We start from the raw sequence: 25,947 nt of genomic DNA, 5'->3' as shown, positions 1-25,947 counted from the left end.
CCATCCCCAACCTCTAAAGAAGGAAACTCAATGTACAAACTCGCCATTTTCGACATGGCCGGAACAACTGTGAACGATCGCGATGAGGTCTATCGAGTCCTCCGCGCATCGGTCGAACGCGAAGGCGCAGCTTTTTCCGATGAGACTTTCCAGGAATACATGGGCACCGAAAAGCACTGGGCTATCGGTCGTCTGCTTTCGGTTGGTGGCATCGATGTCACAGACGAGATTCACGAACGTGCGTGGCAGTGGTTCCGGGAAGAACTCGCCCGTACGTACACTGAGCAGCCACCAGAGCCGATTCCAGGCATTGAGGAGATATTCAAACAGCTCCGCAGCCGTGGGGTTAAGGTCGCGTTGACCACCGGCTTCTCCCGCGAGATCACCGACCTCATTCTCTCTGCCATGGGCTGGGACAAGGGCATGATCGATGCCTCCGCAGCTGGTGACGAGGTCTCTGCCGGTCGCCCAGAGCCCCTGTTGATTCAGCGAGTGATGAATGAACTCGACATCACTGACACTTCCGAGGTCATTAGCTCCGGTGACACCCAGGCAGATGTCCTCTCTGCGCAGCGTGCCGGTGTTACCAGCGTCGGTGTCCTAACTGGGCACCTTACTTCAGAGCAGTTCGCGGAATACGGGGCAGATCATGTCCTGTCCTCTGCCGCCGAAATCACCACCCTCCTGGATTAAGAGATGACCCTCCCTGCAGAGCCCGTCAACGCCCTAGTCTGGGCTGGCGGGTCGAATTTTGAATTTGTCGCGCTTCCCTTGCCTCTTCTCGGCGAAGGCGAGTCACTTGTTCGCTTAACGACGTCGACGCTGTGCGGTTCAGACCGCCACACGGTGTCAGGTCGCCGTTCACAACCATGCCCGAGCATCTTGGGGCATGAGGGGGTGGGAATCGTACAAGATACTCGCAATCCCGATCTAGTGGTAGGTCAGCGTGTGACATTCTCGGTGATCGCACCGTGCTTACAGTGCGATCGCTGCATGTCTGGACGCACTGCAAAATGCAGGGAGGTTCTCAAAACGGGACATGAACCGATTCACGGTAAATGGCCACTTTCGGGAACCTATTCCACCCACATTCTGCTGCGTAAAAACCAACTCGTTGTGGACGTGCCCGATGCCTTAGCTGACGCTCCTGCTTCCGTTTCTGCTTGTGCCGGAGCAACGGTCATGGCTGTGCGCGAAGCAGCGTGTACTTCCGCGCAGACGTTCGAGAACAAGCGTGTTGTCGTCATGGGTGTTGGCATGCTTGGGCTCATTGCAGTTGAGGCCGCTGTTCGAGATGGCGCAGCATCAGTGATCGCCGTCGATCTCAGCGAAGAGCGACTTCGCTGGGCACGCGACGTTGGTGCTACTGAAACGCTGCCTCCGGACGAGTATGCCACCACTGCTCTACCGGAATCGGTCGATATCTCACTAGAATTTTCGGGGACGCCGGCTGGTGTGAAAGCGTGTCTCGCTCCACTGGATATCGGAGGAACCGCCGTATTGGCGGGAAGCGTTGCGGACTCGCCGAATACACAGATCAACCCGGAGTGGCTTGTGCGTGGCTGGCGCACAGTTACGGGCGTCCACAACTACGAGCCCCGTCATCTTCAACAAGCAGTCGATTTTCTCGCTTCGAGCTCGATTCCCTGGGACGAAGTTATCGGCGAGCCGATTGCGCTTAGCGACGTTCCAGGCGCATTCAGCACGCCACCTAACGAAACGATGCGGACAGCCATACGAATCGACAGCTGACGGCCTTTCTGAAAAATAACAAAACCCCCGCCTTGGCGGGGGTTTTGCTTATGTGGCGGAGGATACGGGATTGCAACATGTGGCCTATTTGCCCTGGTAGATGGCCACTTTTTGAGATTGTCGAAAAATTATCGCTTACCTGTCGCTTACTTGGCGAAAACTACCCCCGTGCCGCCCGCTTACAGACCATTCTAGTTGCTCATCTCGGGGGCATCAAAAGTTAACAACAGGTTAACTTTTTTGAAAAGCGTCCCCTGTAAGCGTTTGAGCTATCACGCCGGGCTACTGGGGCATTTTCGAGCCGTTCGTCGGATATAAGTCCTTTGTGGCCAATATTGGGCGAGTCCGACAGATGTGAGCTCGAATCCTTGGTGGGTAGGCTAGTGGTCGTTGCATGATCGGAATTGAGGATTCACAATCTCCTTCAGTTTCTTTTGGGTCTTCTCATCGGTGGAGTAAATGACCACTCCTTGCATGCCACGCGTGAGCAGGACGCGGTACCCATTCCGGAATCGTTTTGACATTTCTGACTTTGCGACGGCATCGTTCCTGAGGTCGGCGAATTCGGCCTCAGTCAGCTCTTTCCCTATAAGTCTTTTGAGGGTGCTGAATTCTGCCTCAGTTAGGTCTCGTCCGGATAGTTTCTCGAGCTGCTTGATTTCAGTTTCGGTGAGGTCTCTATCTGCTAGTCCTTTGAGTGCGGAGCAAATAGCAGCAGCGACTTCTCTTCTCGCGAGAGTCTTGAGTGCTGTGTACTTGGAACCATCAATATTTACGCGTAAGCGAGAATTGTCTTCCGTAACAACTAGGTCGTCGCCAATGATGATGCCGCAATACGGAAATTCGAAACCTTGCCCTGTAAAGATAGATCCGATTTGCTCAGCACCGTTCTTGTTGAAAGCCCAAAGATCAGCCTTGGGGTAGTGACCAATTGCGCTACGGAGGTTCCATCGCCGTTCCCAATCCCCGATTTGTACATCACAGGGAACATCTTCAATTGATTTGAATGTACTTCCGTCCGCTGTTTTTGTGGACCATGACCAGCAGAATCCGGCAAGAATTCGAGGGGCTGTACCAAATTTCTCTTGAAGATCCAATGGCAAAGTACTGTTGAGCTCACGGACCATGCCTTCTAATTGCTCTGGGGAATCCGCTACTTGCACTGTAAAGTTCGGCTCGTCCTGCCAAACGATAGGGTCCTCATCGACAAGCTTATTGACCCAATTTTCGTACTCTTTGGAGCCGCCAGTTCGGTGCTGTTCAGTGAGCTCAAAAGAATCATGAACGGAAGCTCCCAACCGTTCAGCTACAGCTTTAATCTCTGTGGAAGTGACAAAGTCGTTTGCGGTAGTTTGCTGGTTTTCGTCGATCATCAAGATCAGAACTTTTGTGCTCTTTGCAAGTTCATACAACTGGGTGATGTCATACTTTTCCAGTTCTTGTTGGATATCTTTTCGATTTGCATTTCCGTTTCGAATAGTCCATTGATTTAGCCGCTGGGATTCGTCGACAATAAGGACATCAAGCCCACCCCAATTGTCTTTGTTCCAATAAGTGCGGGATGAGGTAATTATTTCTGCTACATGCTTTGTTTCTTTGTCGGCTTTTGCTTGCTTCTTCAGAGATTCTCGCAAAGAAGTGGAGTTCGTAGAAAAGTTCACCTGTAGCCCAGCTTGAGCCAGTCGCCCTAACAGGTTAATTGCAATCCAGGTCTTACCAGAACCTGGCTGGCCCTTAACCGTGATGATTGCCCGGTCTCGATCAGCGTATGGTCCAGTGACTTTTTTGATCAGGTTTTGGATCTGTGCAACCAGCCCACGCTGTTCTTCGCTCAGCGGAAAGGCATCGGGATCTTGGAACATCGTTCCAGCGGACTCAAGAATATTGGATGATTGCTTGATCTTTGCCGACCGAAGACCTTCGGCTACCTGCCGACCACTCACGTTGTCGAATCGCTCTTTGAGGAAACTGATGAGTCGCTTACGCTCGGAGTCGCTTCCGCCAAACAATCGTTCGGAAGCTTCTGCAGAAACCTCGAATAGACTTTGAATGTTCATGCGATCCGCGTTGTGAAGGAATGCAAGGAAATCGATATGGGCTCCGTCTTCAGGATGGAAGCCTTCGAGATAGTGGTTGATCATCAAGGCGTAGCCACGAGCCTGAGATACAGGATGCTCAACATAGCTGTAGCGAGCCCCAATATTCTCGACTTTTTCGTCCTCAGCATTCCAAGTAGCCTGGTGCCACTGTTTGAGCTCGATGCTTACTACAGACGGCATTCCGTCTTTATATCCAGCAAGGACAATGTCTGCGCGCTTATTTCCGTACTGTGGAGGATTAAACTCAAGCAGCGTGAAGACGTTTCCCAAATCCGCCTCTTTCAAAACTGACGCAAATGCGGGCAAACTGAAGCGCCAGGATCCCTCTTCACCATTCAACCTACGTTGTGCTTCTTCTGCGGCAGATTCCTTCTTCTTCAACCGTTGAATAAGGACATCTATTGCAGAAGGTCGAGTATCGTCAAAGAGTTCACTTGCTGAACCTACATATCGCGCGCGTTCATAATCTGACATTTTCCTGGCCTTTCATTCGTGATCATTTATCAGCCTAGTAGGGCAATGCGGCGTCGGCTCATTGATCGAGCGCGCATTCCAATCGAATTCATGGAGGCCACCAAACATGGAACCGTCCATGCACCACTGTCATCTCCATAGGACACAACATGTGTGTTTGGATCGAGACTCAAAATCAAAACTCTTGCCTAGGTTGATCATCCAATAGAGCCTCGGGTGTCTTGTGTTGTCTACACTCTTTATCTATACCTTCGATGAATTTACCTGCGATTTTGGGAGAATTGGTGTCTCGCCTTAAAGACCTTGTGGAACAAGTCAAACTTTCAAGTCCTCTGCTCGGACAGGAGCTTGCCGTAGAAATTGAACGGATAGGGGCAGAAAGAACTTTTGGCCTTGTCTTTGAACGTCATGCTCCCGAAGCGACACATCTCTACGGGAGGATTCCTCAGCGTGGGGACAAGGTGAACCTGGTGCCTCCTCGTGGAGTGATTGCAAAACAGGATTCTAGGCTTTGGTCGATCGTTTCTATCGAGGGGACGGAAGCGAAGCTGATAGAGACGCTGCCTGGCGGGGCTTCATGGGACCAAGTTGCAATTGGCCGTGAGCCAGCCACAATCAAAGCGAAGCTAGACAATTTAGTTGTTGTCGCAGAGCATTCTGACACGATCTACCCTGGATTGATTGAAACTGGGCGCGTCGACCATGGGGCAGTTGATTCGCCAGCACATGTTGTAATTAACGCAGAAAACTATCACGCTTTGGAGGCTTTGACTTATACACACAGTGAGTCTGTCGACTGCATTTACATCGATCCTCCCTACAATACTGGTGCCAAGGACTGGAAGTACAACAACGACTACGTTCAAGTGGACGATGATTATCGTCATTCGAAATGGCTGGCGTTTATGGAAAGAAGACTTCTTGTTGCGAAGGAACTCCTAAATCCAAATGACTCAGTCCTAATTGTGACGATTGATGAAAAAGAATACTTGCGACTTGGCCTTTTGCTGGAGCAAACGTTTCCGACTGCGCGTCAACAGATGATTAGCAGTCTGATCAACCCTGCAGGCGCAGGTCGAGTAGCCGATTTCTCCCGAACTGACGAATACATTTTCGTTCTGCAGTTCGGTGAATCAAAATTACTTCCCATGGAACGAGAAGTCGAAAACGTCCCAGTCGTATGGGATACACTTCGTCGATCGAGTTTGGCGGGCGCACGTGGTCGCAAAGGGAAAGGGGCCTGCGGGCCTAACCAGTTTTATCCAATTTATGTGAATGAGCAGACGGGCATGATTTCTGAAATTGGGGAACCGATTTCAGAAATTACCCCGATAGAAGATGCTCCGCAGAGGGAAGGATGCGTCGCAGTTTTCCCTATTCGACCTGATGGTACTGAAATGAACTGGGGAATAACACCAGACGTAGCCATACAGCGCTTGAAGGATGGACACCTTCGCGCAGGTCAAAAGAAGCCTAATGAACCTCAGAAATATGTGATCTCATATTTGACAGGAGGCATTGTTGAAGATCTGAAAATCGGTAAAGCAATTCAAACTGGGGTGAAGCCTGATGGAAGCGTAATTGCGCATTATCCGAAAGGCAAAGACAAAATGCCTACGACACAATGGCATTTTAAGAGCCATGATGCACAGCGTTACGGCACGGAGATGGTGAAAGACTGTCTTGGATCTACGGTCTTCAACTACCCCAAATCATTGTATGCAGTTGAGGATATTCTTCGATTCTTCTTGAAGAACAAACCTCAGGCATTAGTAGTTGATTTCTTTGCGGGTTCTGGTACTACGGCCCATGCAGTTTTGCGGTTGAACAAACTAGACAAGGGGAGCAGGCGGTCCTTGTCTATTACAAACAACGAAGTCAGTGCATCCGAGCAGGACATTCTTCGAAAAAGAGGATTTCGGCCAGGTGATTCTGAATGGGAAAAGATGGGAATCTGCGACAATGTCACCAAGCCTCGAATACAAGCGGCGATTACTGGGAAAACCCCAAGTGGCAAACCGATTCAGGGAAAATATCAATTTTTAGACGAATTCCCGAAAGCGGATGGATTCGAGGCAAACGCACGGTATTTCACTCTCACCTACGAAAATCCGGTCGGTGTCTCTTATGGTCATGCTTTCGAACGGGTCGCACCGATGCTTTGGCTACGTGCTGGACAAGTAGGAGAGGTGATCTATGAGATTGGCGAACGCGGTTTTGAGCTAACTGATCACTATGCAGTGCTATGTGAAAGTGACAGTGCGGGTCAATTCGTTGAGGCAGTGAACCAACGAGGCTCGATTTCTCATGCATTCATTGTGACTGACAACAAAACTATCTATCAAAGAATCGCTCAAGCTCTCGGGGATGACATCGAGTCAGTTCAGTTGTACGAAAGCTATCTCACGAACTTCCAAATCAACTCAGGACGGAAGAATTAAATACGATGAAATACACGCTGAAGAGTTATCAGGACATCGCAGTCAGCAATGTGGTTTCCCGAATTTCTACTGGTGTCGCAGCGTTTCGAGCTACCAAACACTTACCGCATGCAAAGCGGACCGCTGTGTCGCTTGCTGCAGTGACTGGTGCTGGAAAGACCGTGATGGCCGCAGCCGTAGTGGAGCAGATCTTTGAAGGTACACCTAACGTTCCTGCTGATCCTACTGCTACGTTTTTGTGGATTTCAGATTCTCCTGACCTGAACACGCAATCGCGCTTCCGTATTGAGGCAGCCCTCGGTCCCTCTCGAACCATCAAGACTCGCGAGGTTGGCATGGATTTCCGTGAGGAGAAGCTTCAACCTGGAACGCTATATTTCTTGAACATTCAGAAGTTGTCGAAGACATCGACAATTGCGCGGCGTCATTACCGTGAGATCAATGATCAGGCGGTTTTGATGCCAGTTCCTGATGCTGGTGATTACGATTTTTGGCGCACCTTGGACACGACAATTAATGATCCGGATACGACGTTGTATTTGATTGTTGACGAAGCACACAGGGGAATGAAGTCAGGAAAGACACAGACTACGAAGGATAGAGGGACCATTATCCAGCGAGTCATCAACGGCTCTGATTCGATTCCACCTGTTCCTGTGGTTTTGGGGATTTCGGCTACACCAGGTCATTTCTTGAATTTCATGGGTGGTAACTCAAACTTCTCTGTCGAGGAAGTTCGTATTGACGCATCGATGGTGCAGGATTCGGGCTTGCTGAAAGACACAATTATTCTGTCGATTCCGGATGAGCCGGGTGACTATGATCATGCGTTGCTCACTCAAGGTACTCGTCGTTTGATTGAGATGACTCAGGCCTGGTCGTCCTACACTGCACAAGACCGAGATACGCCGTCCGTTCAGCCGTTGATGGTTGTGCAAGTGCCGGATAAAGCCAGTGACAAGCTCATTGACTCCTATGTTGAGACAATCCACAATGCCTATCCGGAGCTCGGAATACGAGCATTTGCACATGTCTTCGGTGAAGATAAAGCCATTAAAGCGGGTGGCACTTTGATCAATCGTGTTCCTGCAGAGCGTGTGCAGGAAGATGACCATATTCGAGTGCTTTTCGCGAAGGAAGCTATTTCTACGGGCTGGGATTGTCCACGTGCTGAAGTGATGGTGTCCTTCCGTCCTGCTAAAGACGAAACCCACATCACGCAGTTGATTGGACGTATGGTCCGTACCCCGCTCGCCCGTCGAGTGGAGGGCAACGATTTGTTGTCTTCAGTGACCTGTATATTGCCGAAGTTCAACCGCTCTGTTGCTGAGCGAGTTGCTACGACCGTGGCGCAGGGTGGCACGGACTGGTCAGGTCAATCTGGTAACGGTGAGGCCCTCCGAAGAGTTCTTATTGATCCAGAGACTGTTTACCCTGCGGAAGATGACGCTGCGGTTCGTATGTGGGAGATCTTTCAGACGCTGCCTACGGAAACGATTCCTACGGGATCTTCTAATCCAATTGTTCAATTGGAAAGGCTTGCCGCGGCATTGAGCATTGACGGGATCAAACCGAAAATCGTTAGCGAGACGGATAACAAAATGTTCCAAGCTCTGCACGGAGCTGGGGAGACGTTTGCGGATCAGGTTGAAGTTCAAATCGAGGACATTGAAAACATTCAGGTAGTGGAATTCTCCACCAAATATGGTGAGTCCAAGGCGGAGGAAGGTTCTGATACACCGATAACGCTCAGAGCTGATGCTCACGCTATCAGGGTGGCCATGCGAAATGCGGAACGGGTATTCGGAAAGAACCTTGCTATGGGCTATTCCAAGTGGTTGATCGGCAGATCAATGTCACCGAACATTTCGGAACCTGAGTTGATGGAGCTGATTCGTTCGAGTGAGGTCAGAACGGCTGCATTGGCACGGATACCAGATGTTGTTGATCAGGTATTTTCCTTTGCCACGAAGCTGTCCAATGACCTTACGGCGCAGCATCGAGTGCAAATCAGGGCCCTGCCTGAGTCTAAGGCAAGCGTCTACAAAGAGATCTTTGCTCAGGCGGAGTCTCCGCAACGGCTTTCTTTGGTGCCGCCTGCAAACCTAAATGTTTCAACGCATGTAGCCCAGCTGGATGGCGCAGGAAACGTCATTTCGAAGGAACCGATCCCACGCTGGGCACAGCACCTATTGATCTCCCGAGAAGATGAGAAATTCCCTGCTGATCTTAATAGCTGGGAGTCTAAGGTCGTTCAGGTTGAAAGGTCCCGCGCAGGATTCCTTGGATGGTTCAGAAATGCAGGGGCTGCCACTAATTCACTTAATATCGCTTATCCGACAGCTGATGGCGGCTGGGGGCGTCTTCGTCCGGACTTCATATTCTTCCACGAGGTCGATGGTCATGTGAAGGCGTCGATCGTTGATCCGCATAGTGCGCATCTTGGAGATGCTCTTCCGAAACTAAAGGGTTTGGCGAGGTTTGTGGAAGCATATCCGGGTGAGTTTTGGCGCGTGGAGTCGGTCATTGAAACGGATAGCGTTTTCAAAGTGATTGACTTGACTGATCAATCTGTTCGTGAGGCAGTAGCTGACGCTAACAATGCATTGGGCCTTTACAGCATTGAGGGGGTGGGCATGGACTACAGATAACTGAAAGAAAATCTGAACACCATCAATCCCGGAACGTCGGCTCGCAATTCCACATTCTCCACGGGTTGAGTTCCAACTGAATTGAGCGATGATGCCTCAGGACTCCTAGTCTTAGTGACTCCTACTCAATTTCGATTTTTTGGGTTGGCTGCGTCCATTTCGGGGTTAGAGCGCAATAGTGAATTCTAAAATGGGCATTCATCTTTCTTCTTTTTCGCAAGCGTCAGAACAAACCTGCACCAAGCGATTGCAGAATCTACAGCTAGCCATCCGTGTTCGGGCTCATGGTGGATCACGAACGATTTTCCGTGACCTTCGGGTCCGAGATTTCTCGTTTTGGCGATTTCAGCAACGATGGTGTTCAGGCTTCGAAGAATAGCCGCACTAATGGTATTCATTCGCGAGGATTGGTTGTCAGGGTCTTTCAAACGAAGATGTGAGTGGACCTGGTTTACTCGGTCTCCTATCTTTTCTGCGATTTCTTCCTCTGTGTATCCGGCGTCCACGAGAATTACCTCGGCAACAGCTTCGATCAGATTTTTGGCCCGAGATACCATTTCCGAAGGGTACGCCTCATCGTTCATTGACTTGTTTAGGCGCTCAATTTGATACAAAGCTCCGGAGATTGTGGAGAAGTCAGAAAGATCGAGCTGATTTGGAGATAGGGCCGGTGGAAGTTGAATTGAATTTCCTTCGATACGGAGGCCTGCACGTCGAATTGACTCGGTCAATTCGGCCATGGGGATTTCTAGGCCCGGCGGAATGAAATTTCCATCCATATGCATTGCAACGATGTAGTTAATTGCGTGCAGTGCTGATTGAGCATGCTCACGGTCGTTCCAATCAACTGAATTACAAAAGGCAACGTAGAGCTTTTTGGCTTTGTCGTCCAAAGTTGTCCACATGCCGATGTCGTTCGTCAATTGAAATCCCTGCTTTTCCCATGCCAATTGAATGCGGTCAGGATCGGTGTCGTAGGAAAAGAGGTCAAGTACCGAAAGGTATACGGAGGGAGGGACGAGGCTGGATCGAGAACTAGAATTAACCACCCCTCTGATTCTATTTCAAAGGTGATTGGGTAATTGATGATGGCAATTGGAGCTGAAGTCACTGAGGAGCATGATCTACCCAGGTTGAGCCAGATTTCTCAAAGTGTCGCAGGCTAAAATTTAGAGCACCGGAGGGCCGCTAGTCTGATAGAGGCGGGGTGTCCCCCCTGGAGGTCTGTGAGAGCTGGGGGCTCAAGTTCCGTACCTCTTGAAGGAGTTACGGAATTACGGAACTGAGCTGAAAATAAGGCTGTTCCCGCAGTTCAGATGGGGTAAATCCTAGTTCCGTAATATTACTGAACTCAGGTCCGTAACTTCAGCCCTTATGTTCCGCAATTCCGTAATATTACTGAACTAGTATAAGTGCAGGTAGAACTATGTATTTACCCCCAGTTCCGTAACTTTCAAACACTCTCCCAGAGTTACGGAACTGGAAATAATTTTAGGTGTTCGGCAACGTCCACACCGCTTGGCCGTTTGTCGTGACCTTCTTTACTCTCAGATCCCGCTTGGCCTTCTCGAGAGAGCTCTCGGAGAACTTGCCAGCGGCGCGGCTCACGATGTCAGATTTAAGTAGAGCCTTCTCTCTCGTCAGGAGTTCCCTCAGCCATGACTTGGCAGTCTGCCGCTCGCCTGTGGCGTGCTGAGTGTTCCTAATCTGGATCTCATCGGCACCAGTATCTGATTGCTCGCCAAGGGTGAACTTCATCACAGTTCCTTCCTTACCATCGTCAGCTGAGATCCGCTGCTCTGTGAGATCGTAAGAGTACGACGGCGCTCGCTTGCCAAGGTTGCTCTTGCCGTGAGAGAGCACACGCTGGCCGGTCTCGTGGTCTGTTGCTGTGCCAAGCAACGAGCGGATCACATTGCCGAACTCACCTGAACCAGAGACTCCAGAGACGATATCGCCGCCTGCCGACTTCTTCTGGTGAGCGATAGCAATAACTGCGCCGTCGATCTCTTCAGCAAGTCGTGTCCACGGTCGCAATGCTTCTCTCACTGCAGTTCCATTGTTACCGTCTTTGCCCTCAAGAAAATTGGTCACCGGATCGACAAACACAGCTTTCACGTCGTTAGAAAGACAAAGCTCGATGAGATCAGCCATATCTTGCGACGGGGAAAAATGGTTAAGCTCTGAGCCTTTGCGAACATAAAGAACGCGATCCATATCCGCACCGTTCACACGGAACGACGGGTTAACTGCGTACTCTGCAGCTTCCTCAGCGGCGATGTACAGGACGTTGTGAGGGGTGCCCTGCCAGCAACCGGGGAGAGAGCCACGTGTTATCTGAGCACCCAACCAACGGCAGAGCGTCGACTTTCCGTCGCCACCTTTGCCGGTTATAAGCGTCATTCCTCCTAAGGGCACCACGCCGTTGCCCTCGATTTCCCACGCGAACTCTGGGATCTTAGTCTTGATCTTCGAGCCTCTAACGAAACTCAACTTCCCTGGTACGACGGGTGCGTTCTGAGTTACTGGGAGGTGGATTTCAGTCGGAAACGCTAACGCTTCAGGACGGCTCGCTAGCCCCAGTCGACGCTCGAGAGCCAACCAATTGACGTGAGGGCGATCCCCGCTGTCGATCTCGCCCTTCACCCTAGACACAGCGGATACCACTGCGGCCTCAAACTCGTAAGCTCGGTTCTGGTCGTTTGTCGCCGAGAGTTCTGCCACAAACTGCGATTGAACCTCGGCCAAAGAGCCGATAAGACCTGGGCGACCAAGGCTCACAGCTTCGTTAACGAGACTCAAGACTTTCGCAGTCATAATGTCATGACGGCAACCTCCCCAATCGATCTCCAATGTAACCGGAGCGCCGGGTAGGACACGCTCAGCCAGCCAGTCGATCGCCGCCTCATAGCCTTGGATCTCTGCTTTGGGGGCGCGGTCTCGTTCCTCGGTGCTCAGGTAGCTAACCCACGTTGTGGGGAGCTCTGGGAGGGTATCTTGGTGTGGTATCTCGATCTCATTTACTCCCAGGTACCAGCGGTACTCCATACCGTCGACAACGCTTGGCCATACCACAGAATACCTATGGCCAGATTGAATGATGTCGATGTCCGGGGAGCTTCCGCTTGGCCACCTCCACTCGAGACCCGTGGGTACCTTGAAAAAGTAGGTCGCCGACTTGGAGTCCAAACCCCGGCGAGTCGACCTCGGCACTGTAGCCAGGTTGAGGGAACCGAGCTCTGTCTCGAGAGCGGCCAAATCCTCGCCACCATGCTTATCGCCATAATGGTCAACATCTAAGCCGAGGACGGAGTACTCGACACTATCTGGCGTAAGCATGAGAATTGCAAGATTGGCGTCCACAGTCGAATTGTTCCAAGCCTCAGCGGCATTCGACATACGAGTCTCAACCGAAATACCTCGGCCCGTTATGCCACGAGGTGGTGGAGATTTGTGTCCGTATGGCAACGGAATAGTCAATTGCCATCCCGCTTTGTAATACTCCTGAGAAGTCTCTCGACTTGAATTCTGAACGGTCGAGTCCTCGATGCTGCTACTCGGCGATGGAGTCTTAATCTTCATTTGAGACATAGGCATCGGAATCGCTAAGCTCCTTTGCCGATTGGTTCGAGTGCTCGCTCCATTTCGGAGATTCGGCAACGAATCGTAGAACCCATCTTGTAGGCACCGACTCGGCGGCACGAAATCCAGCGCCGAAGTGTCCGCTCAGATACACCAAAGTGCTCTGCAGCATATTGCAGAGAAACCAGTTTTTCTTGGTTATGGGGATCGAATGTAGGCATGGTGAGTAGGCCCTCCTAAGGCCTTAGATCCTCACCAATGGATCCCATAGTTCGCCAAACGTTCGGCGGGTCGAAATTGAATGTGAGAAAAACCTTAGAGCGAAAAATGAAGCTCTGTCAAGAGATGTCAGATGCTGACAATCTCACCACAGATCGCGCCGGGCTAAGGTGCATCTCGTTGAGGCTGCCGCCAAGGTGACCACACTTAACGAGAGCGTCGCCGGTGCGTAATTCCTCAGGCGTGAAAACCTTATACACGCTGCGATTACTTCCTCCTTGGGCTAGGTAGACTGCCGCTAGTTCGCCTCTGTCCAGGCGTTCGTGCTCGAGTATGAACTCATCGACTGACATAGAGGCTAGGCGGCTGTCAAGACCCGGCGCGAACGTCGTGGCATCATCGTAGAGGCCAGCCACACCTTTGAGTTGCAGGCGGCCTAGTAGGGCTGTGCCGCCTCGGAACTTGATTAGCGATGCCAGGTAGCAACCACGAGCGGCACAACGGTACTCGGCGAGCGTTAGCCGCTTTCTCTCGGCCTCATTTATGGCTAGGAATAGACCTAGATCGTAGTAAATCGGTGCATCGCTAAGGCTCATTCTTCCTCGGCTTTCTTGGTCGAGAACACCGGCATACGAGCGGCCAGCTCTGCATCTCTCTGTTGTGTCGCGTGCTGGTAATGCATGGCCATAGTGGCTGTAGTGTGTCCAACTCGAGCCATCACATCCCTAACTGTCGCGCCGTATCGGAGGAAATTGGTAGCGCCGTGGTGCCTAAAATCGTGAGGGCTTACGCGGCGGCCAATCTCAGCTAATGAATGCTGAGCCAACATCTCCCTAAAGCCGCTGTGTTTAATCTGGCCGCCTAGTTTGTTGGTGAAAATGAGGCCATCGTCGCCGTCTTGAGCGTAAGCGTCGATGTGCTCGAGCAGAGGCTTAACCAAGTCAGGATGTACCGTGATCCACCTATTACCGGCCTCCGTCTTGGGATCACCGATAATCGCCTCACCCCCGATAAAGGACACGCCGCGCTGTACGTGGATCCTCACGCCTGCCTCGGAGATCTCGAGGTCTCTTCGCCGTAGCTCTGTCCACTCTCCCAGCCGCATTGAGCAGTGATCGGCGATGATGAGCGCCATCCTGTATCGCTCATCCATGCTGTCTACGATCTTTTGTACTTCCTCATCTGTGAGTAGCTGCTTGGTCTTGGGCTTAGGCGACTTACCGGCCTTGGGGATCTGGCACGGGTTTGCATCGATGAGACCTTGAGAGACGGCAAACTTAAACATCGTGGACAGGCACGAGTACGCCTGGGAGTTCCGCCGCTTGGTGTCTGCGTGCTCTCTGCCAATGAGCGTCCACCATTTATTGATGTCTGTCTCGGTGATCGATCCGATGGCCTCGCTACCGATGTATGGCGTAATTCTCGTCTTAGCTAGTGAACGGTAGGTGTTTTTGGTGGTCTCTCGGCGGGTCGTTTCGGCCTCGAGCCAGGTCTCAAAGTAGCTCGACACTGTCACGAGCTGTTCTTTCTTTAACTTGTTGCGCTCTGCTGGAGGTGTCCACTCTCCAGAGTCGATGAGTTTTCGCTCATCGTTGAGCCAGCCTTGAGCATCCGACCGTGTAGGGAATGAGTGGCCAGGCGTGTGGCGCTGAGACTTTTCGCCGCGCTTTGCTGGAGGCCACACATAGGAGGCTACAAACCGGGCTACCTTCTTGCCTGTCGCCGCATTGGCCTTGGCGGTAGACATTCTCTTTTCAATCTTGCCCCACGAGCTGCGTTCTGCTGCCATCGTTTCTCCCCTTTTTCAACTACCCGTAAGCGATAGACCGTTTTCTGTCGCTTACCTGTCGCTTACGAGTGTTAAAAGTTGTCCGCATATGTCACTAATCTGTAGCCTAGTTTTCCCTGCGTGACCTGCAACTTTGGGGGTAGAACACGAAAAAGCCCAGGTGATCGCTCACCTGGGCTTTTACAATTTGCGGAGGATGTGGGATTTGAACCCACGAGGGATGTGACTCCCGCACGCGTTCCAGGCGTGTGACATAGGCCGCTAGTCGAATCCTCCAACGAAGAAAAGAGTACCTAAAGCGGCGGAGAAACCCAAAACAGCAGGTAAAAAGGGGAAAGGAGCGCTCCTCGACGTCGCTATTTAGCCAATCGAGAAATAGCGCGGAATGCTTCAGCCAACTTTTCGTCGAGCTGTTCTTCGCCTTCCTTGCCTGCGTTAAGGACGCAGTGGTGCAGGTGATCATCGAGAAGAGCCAACGCAAGCGCCTTCAATGCCGAGTTGGCCGCCGAGATCTGTGTCAACACATCGATACAGTACTGCTCTTCGTCAACCATGCGATGAATGCCACGAACCTGGCCTTCAATGCGCCGCAACCTTGCCAAATAGCGCTTCTTCTGGCTGAGATACCCATGATCCGGGTGCTCGTCAACGTCAGAGTGACAACAACTGCGCGCCGCATCAGCTCCGATCATGTCCGATGGCTTCGGCGCTACGAGGTCCAACTTCTGAATCCCCCCACCTGAGCTGCCACCACAACACCCGCCTTTCTCATGGGCGACGTCGTTGTGCTTCTTGTTCATTTCTTCGCTTGCCACTTCTCTATCCCTCAATCCGCTCGCTATTTCTCAATGTCTCCAGATTCACCCGACGTCACCATGCACGCTACGGAACCGGCCCAACCGCAGGCTATTGCCCACGACGAATACCGACGAGAACGCCATGGCCGCACCCGCAAGCATCGGATTCAATAATCCGAGTGCTGCCACCGGAATAGCCGCTACGTTGTACGCAAACGCCCAGAACAGGTTGCCGCGAATCGTCGACAAGGTCTTTCGCGACAGACGCACGGCATCAACCGCTGCCATCAGGTCGCCACGCACGAGAGTCACATCGGCAGCCTGCATTGCCACGTCGGTGCCAGTGCCCATCGCCATGCCGAGGTCCGCTTGCGCCAACGCCGCCGCATCATTGACACCGTCGCCAACCATCGCCACGACGCGCCCCTCTGCTTGCAGACGTTCAATCTCCGCAACCTTCTCCTCCGGCAGCACGCCCGCAATCACGTCGCGCGTACCAGCACCAATCCCAACAGCTTCAGCCACGCGCTGTGCAACCTGCTCATTGTCGCCAGTCAGCAGCACAGGTCGCAGTCCCAGCTCCTTGAGCTGTGCAATCGCCCGCGCCGACGACTCCTTCACCGCATCCGCCACAGCAATGTGCCCAACCACGCGCCCGTCCGCAGTCACAGTTGCCCAGGTCTGTGCACTGTCAAGGCTGTGCTTAACGACGAACTCCGCCACCTCAGCACCACCCCGCAATACTTCAACAGCCTGGCCTTGTACTGTTCCACGAACACCACGACCGGGCAGATCGGTGAAGTCCGTGACTGGGGAAACATCGCCCGCTGCCTTGGCAATCGCTTGCGCGATTGGATGCTGCGATGCCGACTCCACTGCACCAGCAAGAGCGAGCAGATCGGATTCTGTTCCCTCCACGGGGTACACGCCAGTGACTTGCATTTCGCCGGTGGTAACCGTGCCTGTCTTATCCAGCACAATCGTGTCGATCCGCCGTGTCTGCTCCAGCACTTCCGGCCCCTTCAACAGCACGCCCATTTGCGCGCCCCGACCGGTGCCAACCAGCAACGCGGTCGGCGTCGCCAAGCCCAATGCACACGGGCACGCAACGATGAGCACTGCGACAGCGGCGGTGACGGCCATGGACACGTCGCCGCTCACAACTATCCAGCCCACCAGCGTCAGCACTGTAATGACCAGCACAACCGGCACAAACACGCCCGAAATGCGATCCGCGAGACGCTGCACAGGAGCCTTGCCCGACTGCGCGTCCTCCACCATCTTCGCCATCTGCGCGAGCTGAGTCTCCGCCCCTACACGCTGCGCCTTAACGACGATCTGACCCGACATGTTCACCGTCGCACCCGTGACGGAATCTCCAGGAGCAACTTCGACAGGTACGGATTCGCCGGTCAGCATCGACTCGTCAACAGCGGAGGCACCGGACACCACGACACCGTCGGTCGCGATCTTCTCACCAGGGCGAACTACAAATTCTTGGCCCACTTCCAATTGGGAAACGGGGATGCGGTGTTCGCGACCGTCGCGAAGTATAGAGACGTCCTTGGCACCAAGATCGAGCATGGCACGCAAGGCCTGCCCGGCGCGACGCTTCGCCCGCTTTTCGTAGTAGCGACCGGCGAGAACGAACAGGATGATGCCAGCGGCAGCTTCGAGGTAAATGTTTGCGCTGGCATCGTGTCCGTGTGACACCGTCAACGCGAACTCATGCTTGAGCCCTGGGGTACCGGCGGTGCCGAAGAAGAGGGCCCAAACACTCCAGAAGAACGCAGCGGAGGTACCCAAGGTGATGAGAGTGTCCATCGTGGTCTCGCCATGACGCAAGTTATTCCACGTCGCACGATGGAATGGCCAGCCCGCCCACACGTACACAGGCGCGGTGAGTACCAAGCACAACCACTGCCAGTTGGTGAACTGAAGAGCGGGAATCATCGAAATGATGATTACCGGGATGGCCAGCCACGCAGCTCCGATGACGCGTTGCCGGAGAGAGGTGAGCTCAGGGTCAGCTGCGTCTGGTTCGGCGTCCGACTCAGGCTCTGATTCAGGCTCCGGCCCCGGCAGCTCAGCGGTATACCCGGCAGCTTCGATGACCTCGATGAACTTCTCTGGGTCATACCCCTCAGGGGCTTCGACGTGGGCGGCTTCGGTCGCGTAATTAACGACTGCCGTCACGCCGTCGAGTTTGTTGAGCTTCCGCTCCACGCGGTTCGCACATGACGCACACGTCATACCACCCACGGGTATATCGATGGACAGAATATTCGGTGCACTCATGGATCCGGTCCTACTTCACTGGGGTCGCTGAGTATCCGGCTTCATCGATTGCTGCAATAATGGCAGCTTCGTCGATTCCTTCGTCCGAGGTCACTGCAACATAATCACGCGTGCGATCCGCCTCAACGCCGGTAACGCCAGCGATCTCGCTGACTTCCTCGCGCACCGATGCTTCGCAGTGGCCACAGGTCATTCCGGGAACGGTAAATTCTTGAGTCTTCATAGTTCCCATTCATACCCCCACTGGGTATAGTTTTCAATCTTTATCTTTGTCCATTTACGACCCAAGACAGGAGACTGCGTGAGTACTAGCATCATCGAGTCTTTTAAGTTCGCTTTCTCATCGCCAAAGCGGCTCCGCACGGAAGTTCTCGCAGGACTTGTCGTGGCACTCGCACTCGTCCCCGAGGCAATTTCATTTTCTATCCTCGCCGGTGTCGACCCGCGCCTCGGCCTTTTCGCGTCCTGCACGATGGCCGTTACCATCGCGTTCACCGGTGGCCGCCCAGCCATGATCTCGGCTGCCACTGGCGCAGTCGCCGTCGTCATTGCACCCGTTGCCCGTGAATACGGCATCGACTATTTCCTCGCGACAGTTCTGCTTGCCGGAGTTCTGCAGATCATCATGGCGGTGTTCGGCGTCGCAAAGCTGATGCGATTCATCCCACGCTCCGTCATGATCGGCTTCGTCAACGCACTATCCATCATCGTTTTCATGGCGCAGCTGCCGCACCTCATTGGCGTGCCGTGGCTCGTGTATCCGCTGGTCGCGGCCGGAATTGCGATCATGGTGTTCTTCCCGCGCTTCACGACGGTCATCCCCGCACCGCTTGTCACCATTCTTGCCATCAGCGCCGTGGTGCTAGTGACCGGTTGGTCAGTGCCAAACGTCGCAGATCAGGGTGAATTGCCACAGAGCTTCCCCGAGCTCCTGCTGCCGAACGTTCCACTCAATGTGGACACACTGCGCATTATCTTCCCGTACGCACTGGCAATGGCGCTAGTGGGTTTGCTCGAATCGCTGCTGACCGCGAAGCTCGTCGACGACATCACTGACGTCCACTCCGACAAAACCCGCGAAGGCTGGGGTCAGGGTGTCGCAAACATCGTGACCAGCCTCTTCGGAGGTATGGGTGGCTGCGCGATGATCGGCCAAACGATGATCAACGTCCGCGAATCCGGAGCGCGCACTCGCTTGTCGACGCTGCTCGCAGGCATCTTTATCCTGTTGCTCTCTGTGTCATTGGGCGACATCGTCGGACTCATCCCGATGGCAGCACTGGTCGCAATCATGATCATGGTGTCCGTCGGCACCATGGACTGGCATTCGATTCACCCACGCACGCTTCGACTGATGCCGTGGAGCGAAACCGCTGTCATGCTGACCACGGTGATTGCGACCTTGTTCACTAACCTCGCGGTGGGTGTCATCCTGGGTGTCATCACGGCCATGGTGATGTTTGCGCGACGGGTTGCGCACTTGGCGGACGTCGAAAAGCATGAAGCTGACGGCGTAGATACCTATTCGATCAAGGGCCAGCTGTTCTTCGCATCCAGCAACGACCTGGTGTACAGCTTCGACTACGCACATGCTGCAAAGCATGTGGTCATCGACCTCACCGGCGCTGAGATTTGGGACGCCTCGACCGTTGCGACGCTCGACTCCGTGACCCGAAAGTTCGAAGAACGTGGCACGAGCGTCGAGATCATCGGCCTTGACGGGCCGAGCCTGGCTCGCCTACAGAAGCTGACCGGGCAGCTGAACTAGCGAAACGCCACTTCCCCAACCGGCCTGCGCAACTTACGTGAATGCAACTGATCTGGGTTCTCGGCCATCAGCTCGCAGGCCTGCACCGCCGACATCAGGTGCTCCATCTTCGACGCCTGGTAGAACCGGCGTGCCGAACGTGGCAGTTTCGGCTGGTCATGCAGTGGCATGTCAGAGACGCTCAGCAACGCGCCATATGGCACCCGGAATCGGTAGCCATTCGCAGCGATGGTTGCTGACTCCATCTCTACGCCAATCGCCGTGGACTTCTGCAAGTCACGATAAATATCCGACTGCGCCCGCCATTCCCAGTTCCGGTCCGACGTAGACAGCACAGTGCCTGTCCGAAGTCGTTTCTTGAGGGAATCGCGGTCGAGACCCGACACTCGTCGCAAAGCATCCGTCACCGCCATCTGCACCTCTGCGATCGGCGGAATTGGCTTCTCCAACGGCACAATCTCATCGAGAATGCCGTCGGCGCGGTCATAGCCATTCGCGAGAATCATGTCACCAATGCGCATGCGGCCATCGAGGCCGGCGCAGTGGCCAACCATCATCCAACAGTGCGGACGCAGCACAGCGAGGCAGTCCGTAATGGTCTTCGCATTACTTGGACCGACGCCAATATCGATGATGCTGACACCGCAATCATCTTCACGAACCAAGTGGTACGCAGGCATTTGCGACGCATGCGCGTGACGACGACACACCTCCGCACTCGGCACTTCCCCAATTGGGAAACGCATGTCACCAGGGCATACGAGTTCCGTGTACCCGTGCTTATTGTCCGGGGCGAGCTCGGCAGCGTACGTCAGAAAGACGTCGGTGTGCAGTTGGTAGTTGGTGAAGAGAATGAACCGCTGGATGTGGCTCGCATTCGACCCTGCATAATGCTCAAGACGCTGCAGCGCTAGATCCACGCGCGGGGCACTAAAGAGGCTGAGTGGCTTGATGGGCAGGTTCAAGAAGTCTGCCTCACCATCGGCGACGGTGTCGTCGATAAATGCGGAGTCAATAGGCGTAAAACAACGCTCGACTGCAGAAATATCTGCTGCAGTGAAAGACTCGCCAATCAACTCAGTCGCACGCTCGGCCGCCTCGTTGAAGCCACGACACATCCGCAACGGAATCGGCTGCTCCGACACCCGCACCTCAACCTCGCCACCATGATTGACCAGCAGACTCTCGATCTGCTCCATCAGGTAGCGTTCGTACATTTTTGGCCGCGTAATGGTCGCCGCATAAATGCCCGGCCTATCGACGAAACCATGCGACAACGACGCATCTACTTCACCGACTTCGTCGACGGTGAATCGCAGCTCGGGGTAGCACGCGCGAATCGAGGAAGGAATGCTCTCATTCCGAGCCTTTGCCTGACATGCACTTTCGTACTGGCGCACCAAAAACGCCATGTTCGCCTTATGGATTTCCTGCAACCGCGCTACCGCAGCAGCGGGATCCGAGAAGAAATGCCCCTCACCTTCGGTCGGCTGAAACGGTGCCAGCTCGAACAGGTCAGTATGTGTCGTGCGTGCGTCGCTCATGCTGCCAGACTAAAGCAATTGAGCTGCCAACGTCCCACCAAGATTGGTGAGTTGCTGGCGACGGTCGTCGTCAAGTTCTCCAACAAAAACCACAGGCTCCGCCGCCAACTCCCACGAGTATCCAGTGGTGATGGATTGCATGGCTTTTTCAGCGCCAGTCGTGTCTTTACCGCCGCGAATCCAGTATGAAAACGGCAGGCCATGGGTGCGGTCGGCACAGTCCATAAATGTAGTGTCGAAGAAATGCTTGAGCGCACCGGAGATATAGCCAAAGTTGGCGGTCGTGCCAAGCAGGACAGCATCGGCCGCGAGGATATCGTCGCTGGTCGCGTCGAGGGCCTCAACAACGCGGACATCGACGGCTGCGAGTTCGGGGTCGCGTGCGCCCTGCAGGACCTCGTCGAGAATTTCGCTGGTCAACGGGGTCGGCGAATGATGAACGATGAGGAGAGTAGCCATGTGGTCGAGGCTAGCGCTTGGACTTAGAAAATAACTGGTTCTCGCGGAATAGCGAGGCCCTTGCGGAATGCTTCGGGCAGGTCGGCGATTGAGTCCGGCACAGTACTGCCCGGCGCGCCCAGCGACCCCACGATCCACCGCTGTGCCTGTTCCACGGACAGTTCGCCGAGTGTCACGTCCCCGTCTCGCTTCGACAATCGTCGCCCTTCGCTGTTCAGCACCAGCGGTACGTGTACGAACATTGGCGCTGACTCCCCAAGTAGGTGCGCAAGGTACGCCTGCCGAGCAGCCGATGCCAATAAGTCATCCCCACGTACGACTTCCGTCACGCCTTGGTCTGCATCATCGACGACAACCGCCAGATTGTAGGCCCACATGTGGTCGGAGCGTCGCAAGATAAAGTCATCGACCGTGCCGGTGATGCGCCCGTGCAGCTCGTCGACCGCCTCCCAGGCCTCGACCTGCGACTTCAACCGCGTCGACGGCTCCCGTCCCGGCACCGCCTCCGCCCGATTCCGACACGTGCCCGGATACGCCCCCGGCGCCCCATGCGGAGCAGACGACGCCGCCAGGATCTCCCGCCGCGTGCAGTAACACGGGTACGTCAGCCCCTGTGCGCTGAGCTTTGCGACGGCCTCCTCATACAGCTCCGTCCTCTCTGACTGGCGTACCGGCGTGCCATCCCAATCGATGCCTATTGCTTCTAGGTCTTTGAGCTGCTGCGCCTCATGCTCGGGCTTTGAGCGCTGCCTGTCGATGTCCTCAATCCGAATGAGAAACTTCCCTCCGTGTGCGCGGGCATGCGCCCACGCAATGACCGCCGTGCGCAGATTGCCGAGGTGGAGCCGCCCCGTCGGCGATGGTGCGTAACGGCCGGTTGGTAGATCAGACGTGCCTCGTGCGGTCATGCTTCTTACCGTAAAGCAACGGAAGGATCAGAACTGCCATCACGGTAGTGAACAATCGGTTCTTGAGGATGTCGTCGAGGATGGTCGTCGTCGGAAAGCCATAGCCAACAACGGTGATGAACACGAGAAACAGAAGCATGGCGATGGCCGCGAAGCGTCGCGTGCGCGGGAGAATAAGGCCAACGCCGGCAGCGAGTTCGTAGCAACCGAGGACGATGGTGAGCCAGCTGATGTTGGGCATCGCGAAGTTGCGCCACAAGTCCGCAAGCGCCGGGATCAACGCGGTGTCCGCAAACACCGAGTACCCCTCCGGGTTTGTCCGACCGAGAACGAAATGCGCGATTCCACCAAGTATGAAGATCGCAGAAAACAACGTTACGACGATGCGTCTATATATCTTCATTGCTGCTCCTTGGTGCACGTAGTTCCAGGCTATCCGCGGAATTAGCAACTAGCAGATTGGCAGGTAACATTCCCAGCCGTGACTAACGAAAACTTGCCCAAGTCTGGGCCGGGTGTCGCCGGAGCTGATGCTGCAACAGCTTCGCACGCGCCCGCACACAACAGTGATAATGCAGCGACGTCGTCAAGCGTGCGCCACATTCACGTGCAACGCACGATGTACCCAACATTCATTGCAATCTTCATCGGCGTATTGATTGTTTCGAATATCACCGCGACCAAGGGCGTCGAGATTGGCAGCCTGGTTACAGACGGTGCATTTTTCCTCTTTCCGCTGAGCTACGTCATCGGTGACGTACTGTCCGAATGCTACGGATACAAAGCAACGCAACGCGCTGTATGGACCGGTTTCGCGGTGCTCGCGTTTGCGATGCTGTGCTTCTTCATCGCCATTAAGCTGCCGGCTGCAGAATTCTACGAGAATCAGGCCGCATTTGAGGCCGTACTGGGTACGGTGCCACAGCTAGTTTTGGCTGGTCTGGCCGGTTATGTGGTGGGCCAGCTGTTGAATGCCTGGTCGCTGACGGCCATCAAACGCAAGACTGGTGAGCGCGCGCTATGGGCTCGACTGCTTGGCTCGACAATCGTTGGTGAACTTGTAGATACCGTAATCTTCTGCTCCATCGCTGCGACGGCGATTGGCATCGACTCGTGGGGCACGTTCGTGAACTACGTGATCGTTGGTTTCCTCTGGAAGACAGCGGTCGAGGTATTGATGATGCCCGTGACGTACCAGGTTATTGGCTGGGTTAAGCGTCGCGAAGGATATTACGCATAGAACTAGCGCACGTCGTTAGCGCACGTCGCGGCGAGCATTCACCAAGAAACTCGTCGCGATTGCGACACCAATCCAGGCCAGCACTACGGCCACGTTGAACCACAATGGTTGGATCTGCATGGCGTGCCAACCAACTTCCATGTCGTTGCCATGGCCACCCAGCACACCAGCAATCTGAGTAGTGCGGGTGCCTGGCCCCACCAGCCAAAACATGCGTCCGATATCGGACCCGGCTGCAGCGGACAGTAGTTGTTCCACCACAATCATCCAGACCAATGGCACCGCGACTGCAACAACGCGACTACGCGTCAACACCGCGCACCACATGGCAATGATGGAGAACATCAAGGTCATCATCGACAGCGCCCACACTTGGGTGATATCGCCACCAACGAACTCCGGCTTCGGCAGCACCGCGACCACTACCCAGGCCAAAAAGCCACCGACGATCGCATTGATTGCGATGAACACAATAATCAATAAACTGCGTGCGATCAGCCAGTACGACCTGCGGTCTTGGCTAAGAAAGGCGTGCGCGTACATCTTCTCCGAATATTCGGCGGCGATCGACGAGCCCGCATACGATACCGCCATCAGCGAGAAAATCATCGCTCCGACGAGAAGCATTTCCCAATCCACTTGGGTGCCACTCTTGCCCAGCAGGCCAACGAGAATCAGCGGACCGTACAGAGAACCGGTCAGCAAGATCATCCACACCCACGTGCTACGCAGGCTCACCATCTTCGTCGACTCCGCCTTCAACGCATTGACAAGACTAGGCATGGTACTTTCCGTTCTCCTTGGTGATTGCCGTGTCGATGGTGGTATCGATCGCTGTTGTCGAGTACTCCTGCGCCTCCGCCGTTGCAGCGAGGAATCGCTGCTCTAAGTTGTCGCGCTTCGTGGTCAGCCGCGTGAGCACAATTCCTCGTTCCATCGCGGTTTCTGCGATACGACGACGGATTTCAGCCTCATTGACATCGGTTGGCACCGGAACTCTGAAGGTATTTGCCGAGTCATTTGTGGGCTGCGTGGCTGCTTCTTGGATACCCATGCCGAGCGCTCGAACCAGCTCTGCAAACTCTTCTACCTGAGGAGTTTCGACCTCCACGGCCATTCCCCCAGCTAGGAACTCATCCATGCTGTACTCGCCGATCAATTTTCCGCGACCAATCACCACGACCCGGTCCGCTGTCAGCTGCATCTCCGACAGCAGATGTGACGACACCAGCACGCTGCGCCCCTCCGCAGCTTGCCGACGAATCGTGTCACGCATCCACGTCACCCCCTCGGGATCAAGACCGTTAATGGGTTCGTCGAAAATGAGGTGCTGAGGACGCCCGAGCAGTGCCGTCGCAACGCCCAGACGTTGCTTCATCCCCAACGAATACCCGCCGACCTTGTACTTCCCGGCATCTGTCATGCCGACCAGATCCAGGCATTCCTCCACTCGCGCGTCGGAAATCCCGGCACCCCGGGCGATCGCGCGCAGATGGTTACGACCGCTTCTCGACGGCGCAAACCAGCTTGCATCCAAAATCGCCCCGGCGACGTTCATCTTGTGAGGCAGCGCAGCAAACGGCTGCTTGGCGTAGGTGCCCGTCGTAAAGCTTCCAGAAAAGAGCACCTGCCCCGAGGTCGGAGCGTCCAACCCCAGCATGCAGCGCATCGTCGTGGATTTGCCGGAACCGTTGGGCCCGAGGAAGCCGGTCACCAGGCCATCGGGAACGGTGAAACTCAGGTCCTCGACGGCAGTTTTGGCGCCGTACTTCTTCGTCAGCCGGTCAACTGTGATCATGTATCCAACGTTAAAGCAGCGCTCGCGATGTGACAGTAGCGCCGGGGCTACCTTTTGGGTATCGCGGGCGGGGGTTTGCGGTTCACTGGGTGCAGACGCATAAGGCTGTGGACACATCTGTTTCGAAC

At 54.3% G+C, this 25,947-nt stretch carries 21 protein-coding genes and 1 tRNA gene; 6 read left to right on the top strand and 16 right to left on the bottom strand.

Translation table 11 applies throughout. The features are described from left to right. Nucleotides 1-30: 30 nt before the first annotated feature. Both WG938_RS01020 and WG938_RS01015 read left to right on the top strand, forming a co-directional pair. Entirely contained in the window at nt 31-693 is a 663-nt protein-coding gene (locus tag WG938_RS01020; RefSeq protein WP_339976657.1) for an HAD hydrolase-like protein, read from the top strand. A 3-nt stretch (nt 694-696) separates the two neighbouring features. Beyond that, a complete protein-coding gene (locus WG938_RS01015) occupies nt 697-1,752 on the top strand; it encodes a zinc-binding dehydrogenase (protein WP_339976655.1) in 1,056 nt (351 codons plus the stop codon). Between the two features lie 380 nt (nt 1,753-2,132). Here WG938_RS01015 and WG938_RS01010 read toward each other — a convergent pair whose 3' ends face one another. Continuing rightward, a complete protein-coding gene (locus WG938_RS01010) occupies nt 2,133-4,325 on the bottom strand; it encodes a DNA/RNA helicase domain-containing protein (protein WP_339976653.1) in 2,193 nt (730 codons plus the stop codon). A 254-nt stretch (nt 4,326-4,579) separates the two neighbouring features. On the opposite strand from WG938_RS01010, the gene WG938_RS01005 reads away from it, so the two are divergent. Both WG938_RS01005 and WG938_RS01000 read left to right on the top strand, forming a co-directional pair. Further along, the gene (locus WG938_RS01005) at nt 4,580-6,766 is read left to right on the top strand and encodes a site-specific DNA-methyltransferase (protein ID WP_339976651.1); all 2,187 of its coding nucleotides are present in this window, start codon (nt 4,580-4,582) and stop codon (nt 6,764-6,766) included. A 5-nt stretch (nt 6,767-6,771) separates the two neighbouring features. Beyond that, the gene (locus WG938_RS01000) at nt 6,772-9,417 is read left to right on the top strand and encodes a DEAD/DEAH box helicase (RefSeq protein WP_339976650.1); all 2,646 of its coding nucleotides are present in this window, start codon (nt 6,772-6,774) and stop codon (nt 9,415-9,417) included. A gap of 185 nt (nt 9,418-9,602) precedes the next feature. Here the strand turns inward: WG938_RS01000 and WG938_RS00995 are convergent, their stop codons facing one another. The 9 genes from WG938_RS00995 to WG938_RS00960 all read right to left on the bottom strand — a co-directional run bounded on the left by WG938_RS00995 (nt 9,603) and on the right by WG938_RS00960 (nt 18,325). Next, nucleotides 9,603-10,466 (bottom strand): abortive infection family protein, encoded by an 864-nt coding sequence (locus tag WG938_RS00995; RefSeq protein WP_339976648.1) that lies wholly within the window; start codon nt 10,464-10,466, stop codon nt 9,603-9,605. Nucleotides 10,467-10,908: 442 nt separating this feature from the next. Then, entirely contained in the window at nt 10,909-13,014 is a 2,106-nt protein-coding gene (locus tag WG938_RS00990) for an AAA family ATPase (RefSeq protein ID WP_339976646.1), read from the bottom strand. 8 nt (nt 13,015-13,022) lie between these two features. Next, complete coding sequence (locus tag WG938_RS10765; protein WP_445292867.1) at nt 13,023-13,220, bottom strand: helix-turn-helix domain-containing protein; 198 nt, start codon at nt 13,218-13,220, stop codon at nt 13,023-13,025. Between the two features lie 117 nt (nt 13,221-13,337). Next, nucleotides 13,338-13,814: a hypothetical protein gene (locus WG938_RS00985; protein ID WP_339976645.1), complete on the bottom strand. Its 477-nt coding sequence runs from the start codon at nt 13,812-13,814 to the stop codon at nt 13,338-13,340. After that, a complete protein-coding gene (locus WG938_RS00980) occupies nt 13,811-15,007 on the bottom strand; it encodes a tyrosine-type recombinase/integrase (protein ID WP_339976643.1) in 1,197 nt (398 codons plus the stop codon). The genes WG938_RS00985 and WG938_RS00980 overlap by 4 nt, the downstream gene beginning before the upstream one ends. A 190-nt stretch (nt 15,008-15,197) precedes the next feature. Beyond that, nucleotides 15,198-15,283: transfer RNA gene (locus tag WG938_RS00975), tRNA-Ser, on the bottom strand. 80 nt (nt 15,284-15,363) lie between these two features. Next, nucleotides 15,364-15,699 (bottom strand): metal-sensitive transcriptional regulator, encoded by a 336-nt coding sequence (locus WG938_RS00970; protein ID WP_339976752.1) that lies wholly within the window; start codon nt 15,697-15,699, stop codon nt 15,364-15,366. A gap of 168 nt (nt 15,700-15,867) precedes the next feature. Beyond that, a complete protein-coding gene (locus tag WG938_RS00965; RefSeq protein WP_339976641.1) occupies nt 15,868-18,102 on the bottom strand; it encodes a heavy metal translocating P-type ATPase in 2,235 nt (744 codons plus the stop codon). A 10-nt stretch (nt 18,103-18,112) separates the two neighbouring features. Then, nucleotides 18,113-18,325: a heavy-metal-associated domain-containing protein gene (locus WG938_RS00960; RefSeq protein WP_339976639.1), complete on the bottom strand. Its 213-nt coding sequence runs from the start codon at nt 18,323-18,325 to the stop codon at nt 18,113-18,115. Nucleotides 18,326-18,403: 78 nt separating this feature from the next. Here WG938_RS00960 and WG938_RS00955 point away from each other — a divergent pair, with 78 nt between their 5' ends. Next, entirely contained in the window at nt 18,404-19,870 is a 1,467-nt protein-coding gene (locus WG938_RS00955) for a SulP family inorganic anion transporter (RefSeq protein WP_339976637.1), read from the top strand. On the opposite strand, the gene WG938_RS00950 is transcribed toward WG938_RS00955, so the two are convergent. Genes WG938_RS00950 through WG938_RS00935 form a run of 4 tightly spaced genes read right to left on the bottom strand, consistent with a single transcriptional unit; the run spans nt 19,867 to nt 23,184 of the window. After that, a complete protein-coding gene (locus tag WG938_RS00950) occupies nt 19,867-21,414 on the bottom strand; it encodes an AMP nucleosidase (protein WP_339976635.1) in 1,548 nt (515 codons plus the stop codon). The genes WG938_RS00955 and WG938_RS00950 overlap by 4 nt on opposite strands. 9 nt (nt 21,415-21,423) lie before the next feature. Further along, complete coding sequence (locus tag WG938_RS00945; RefSeq protein WP_339976633.1) at nt 21,424-21,873, bottom strand: flavodoxin family protein; 450 nt, start codon at nt 21,871-21,873, stop codon at nt 21,424-21,426. A 23-nt stretch (nt 21,874-21,896) separates the two neighbouring features. Then, the gene (gene gluQRS / locus WG938_RS00940; protein WP_339976631.1) at nt 21,897-22,781 is read right to left on the bottom strand and encodes a tRNA glutamyl-Q(34) synthetase GluQRS; all 885 of its coding nucleotides are present in this window, start codon (nt 22,779-22,781) and stop codon (nt 21,897-21,899) included. Continuing rightward, complete coding sequence (locus WG938_RS00935; protein ID WP_339976629.1) at nt 22,759-23,184, bottom strand: hypothetical protein; 426 nt, start codon at nt 23,182-23,184, stop codon at nt 22,759-22,761. Before WG938_RS00935 ends, gluQRS begins: the two co-directional genes overlap by 23 nt. A 78-nt stretch (nt 23,185-23,262) precedes the next feature. Between WG938_RS00935 and WG938_RS00930 the strand changes: the two genes are divergently transcribed. Next, nucleotides 23,263-24,021: a queuosine precursor transporter gene (locus WG938_RS00930; RefSeq protein ID WP_445228159.1), complete on the top strand. Its 759-nt coding sequence runs from the start codon at nt 23,263-23,265 to the stop codon at nt 24,019-24,021. A gap of 15 nt (nt 24,022-24,036) precedes the next feature. On the opposite strand, the gene WG938_RS00925 is transcribed toward WG938_RS00930, so the two are convergent. Further along, nucleotides 24,037-24,804 (bottom strand): ABC transporter permease, encoded by a 768-nt coding sequence (locus tag WG938_RS00925; RefSeq protein ID WP_339976628.1) that lies wholly within the window; start codon nt 24,802-24,804, stop codon nt 24,037-24,039. Next, nucleotides 24,797-25,819: an ABC transporter ATP-binding protein gene (locus WG938_RS00920; RefSeq protein ID WP_339976626.1), complete on the bottom strand. Its 1,023-nt coding sequence runs from the start codon at nt 25,817-25,819 to the stop codon at nt 24,797-24,799. Before WG938_RS00920 ends, WG938_RS00925 begins: the two co-directional genes overlap by 8 nt. Between the last annotated feature and the right edge of the window lie 128 nt (nt 25,820-25,947).

The sequence above is a fragment of the Corynebacterium sp. H113 genome (genome assembly GCF_037572315.1).
GTDB lineage: Bacteria > Actinomycetota > Actinomycetes > Mycobacteriales > Mycobacteriaceae > Corynebacterium.
Note: the sequence above shows the minus strand (reverse complement) of the source record. Positions and strands in the feature narration are given on the sequence as shown.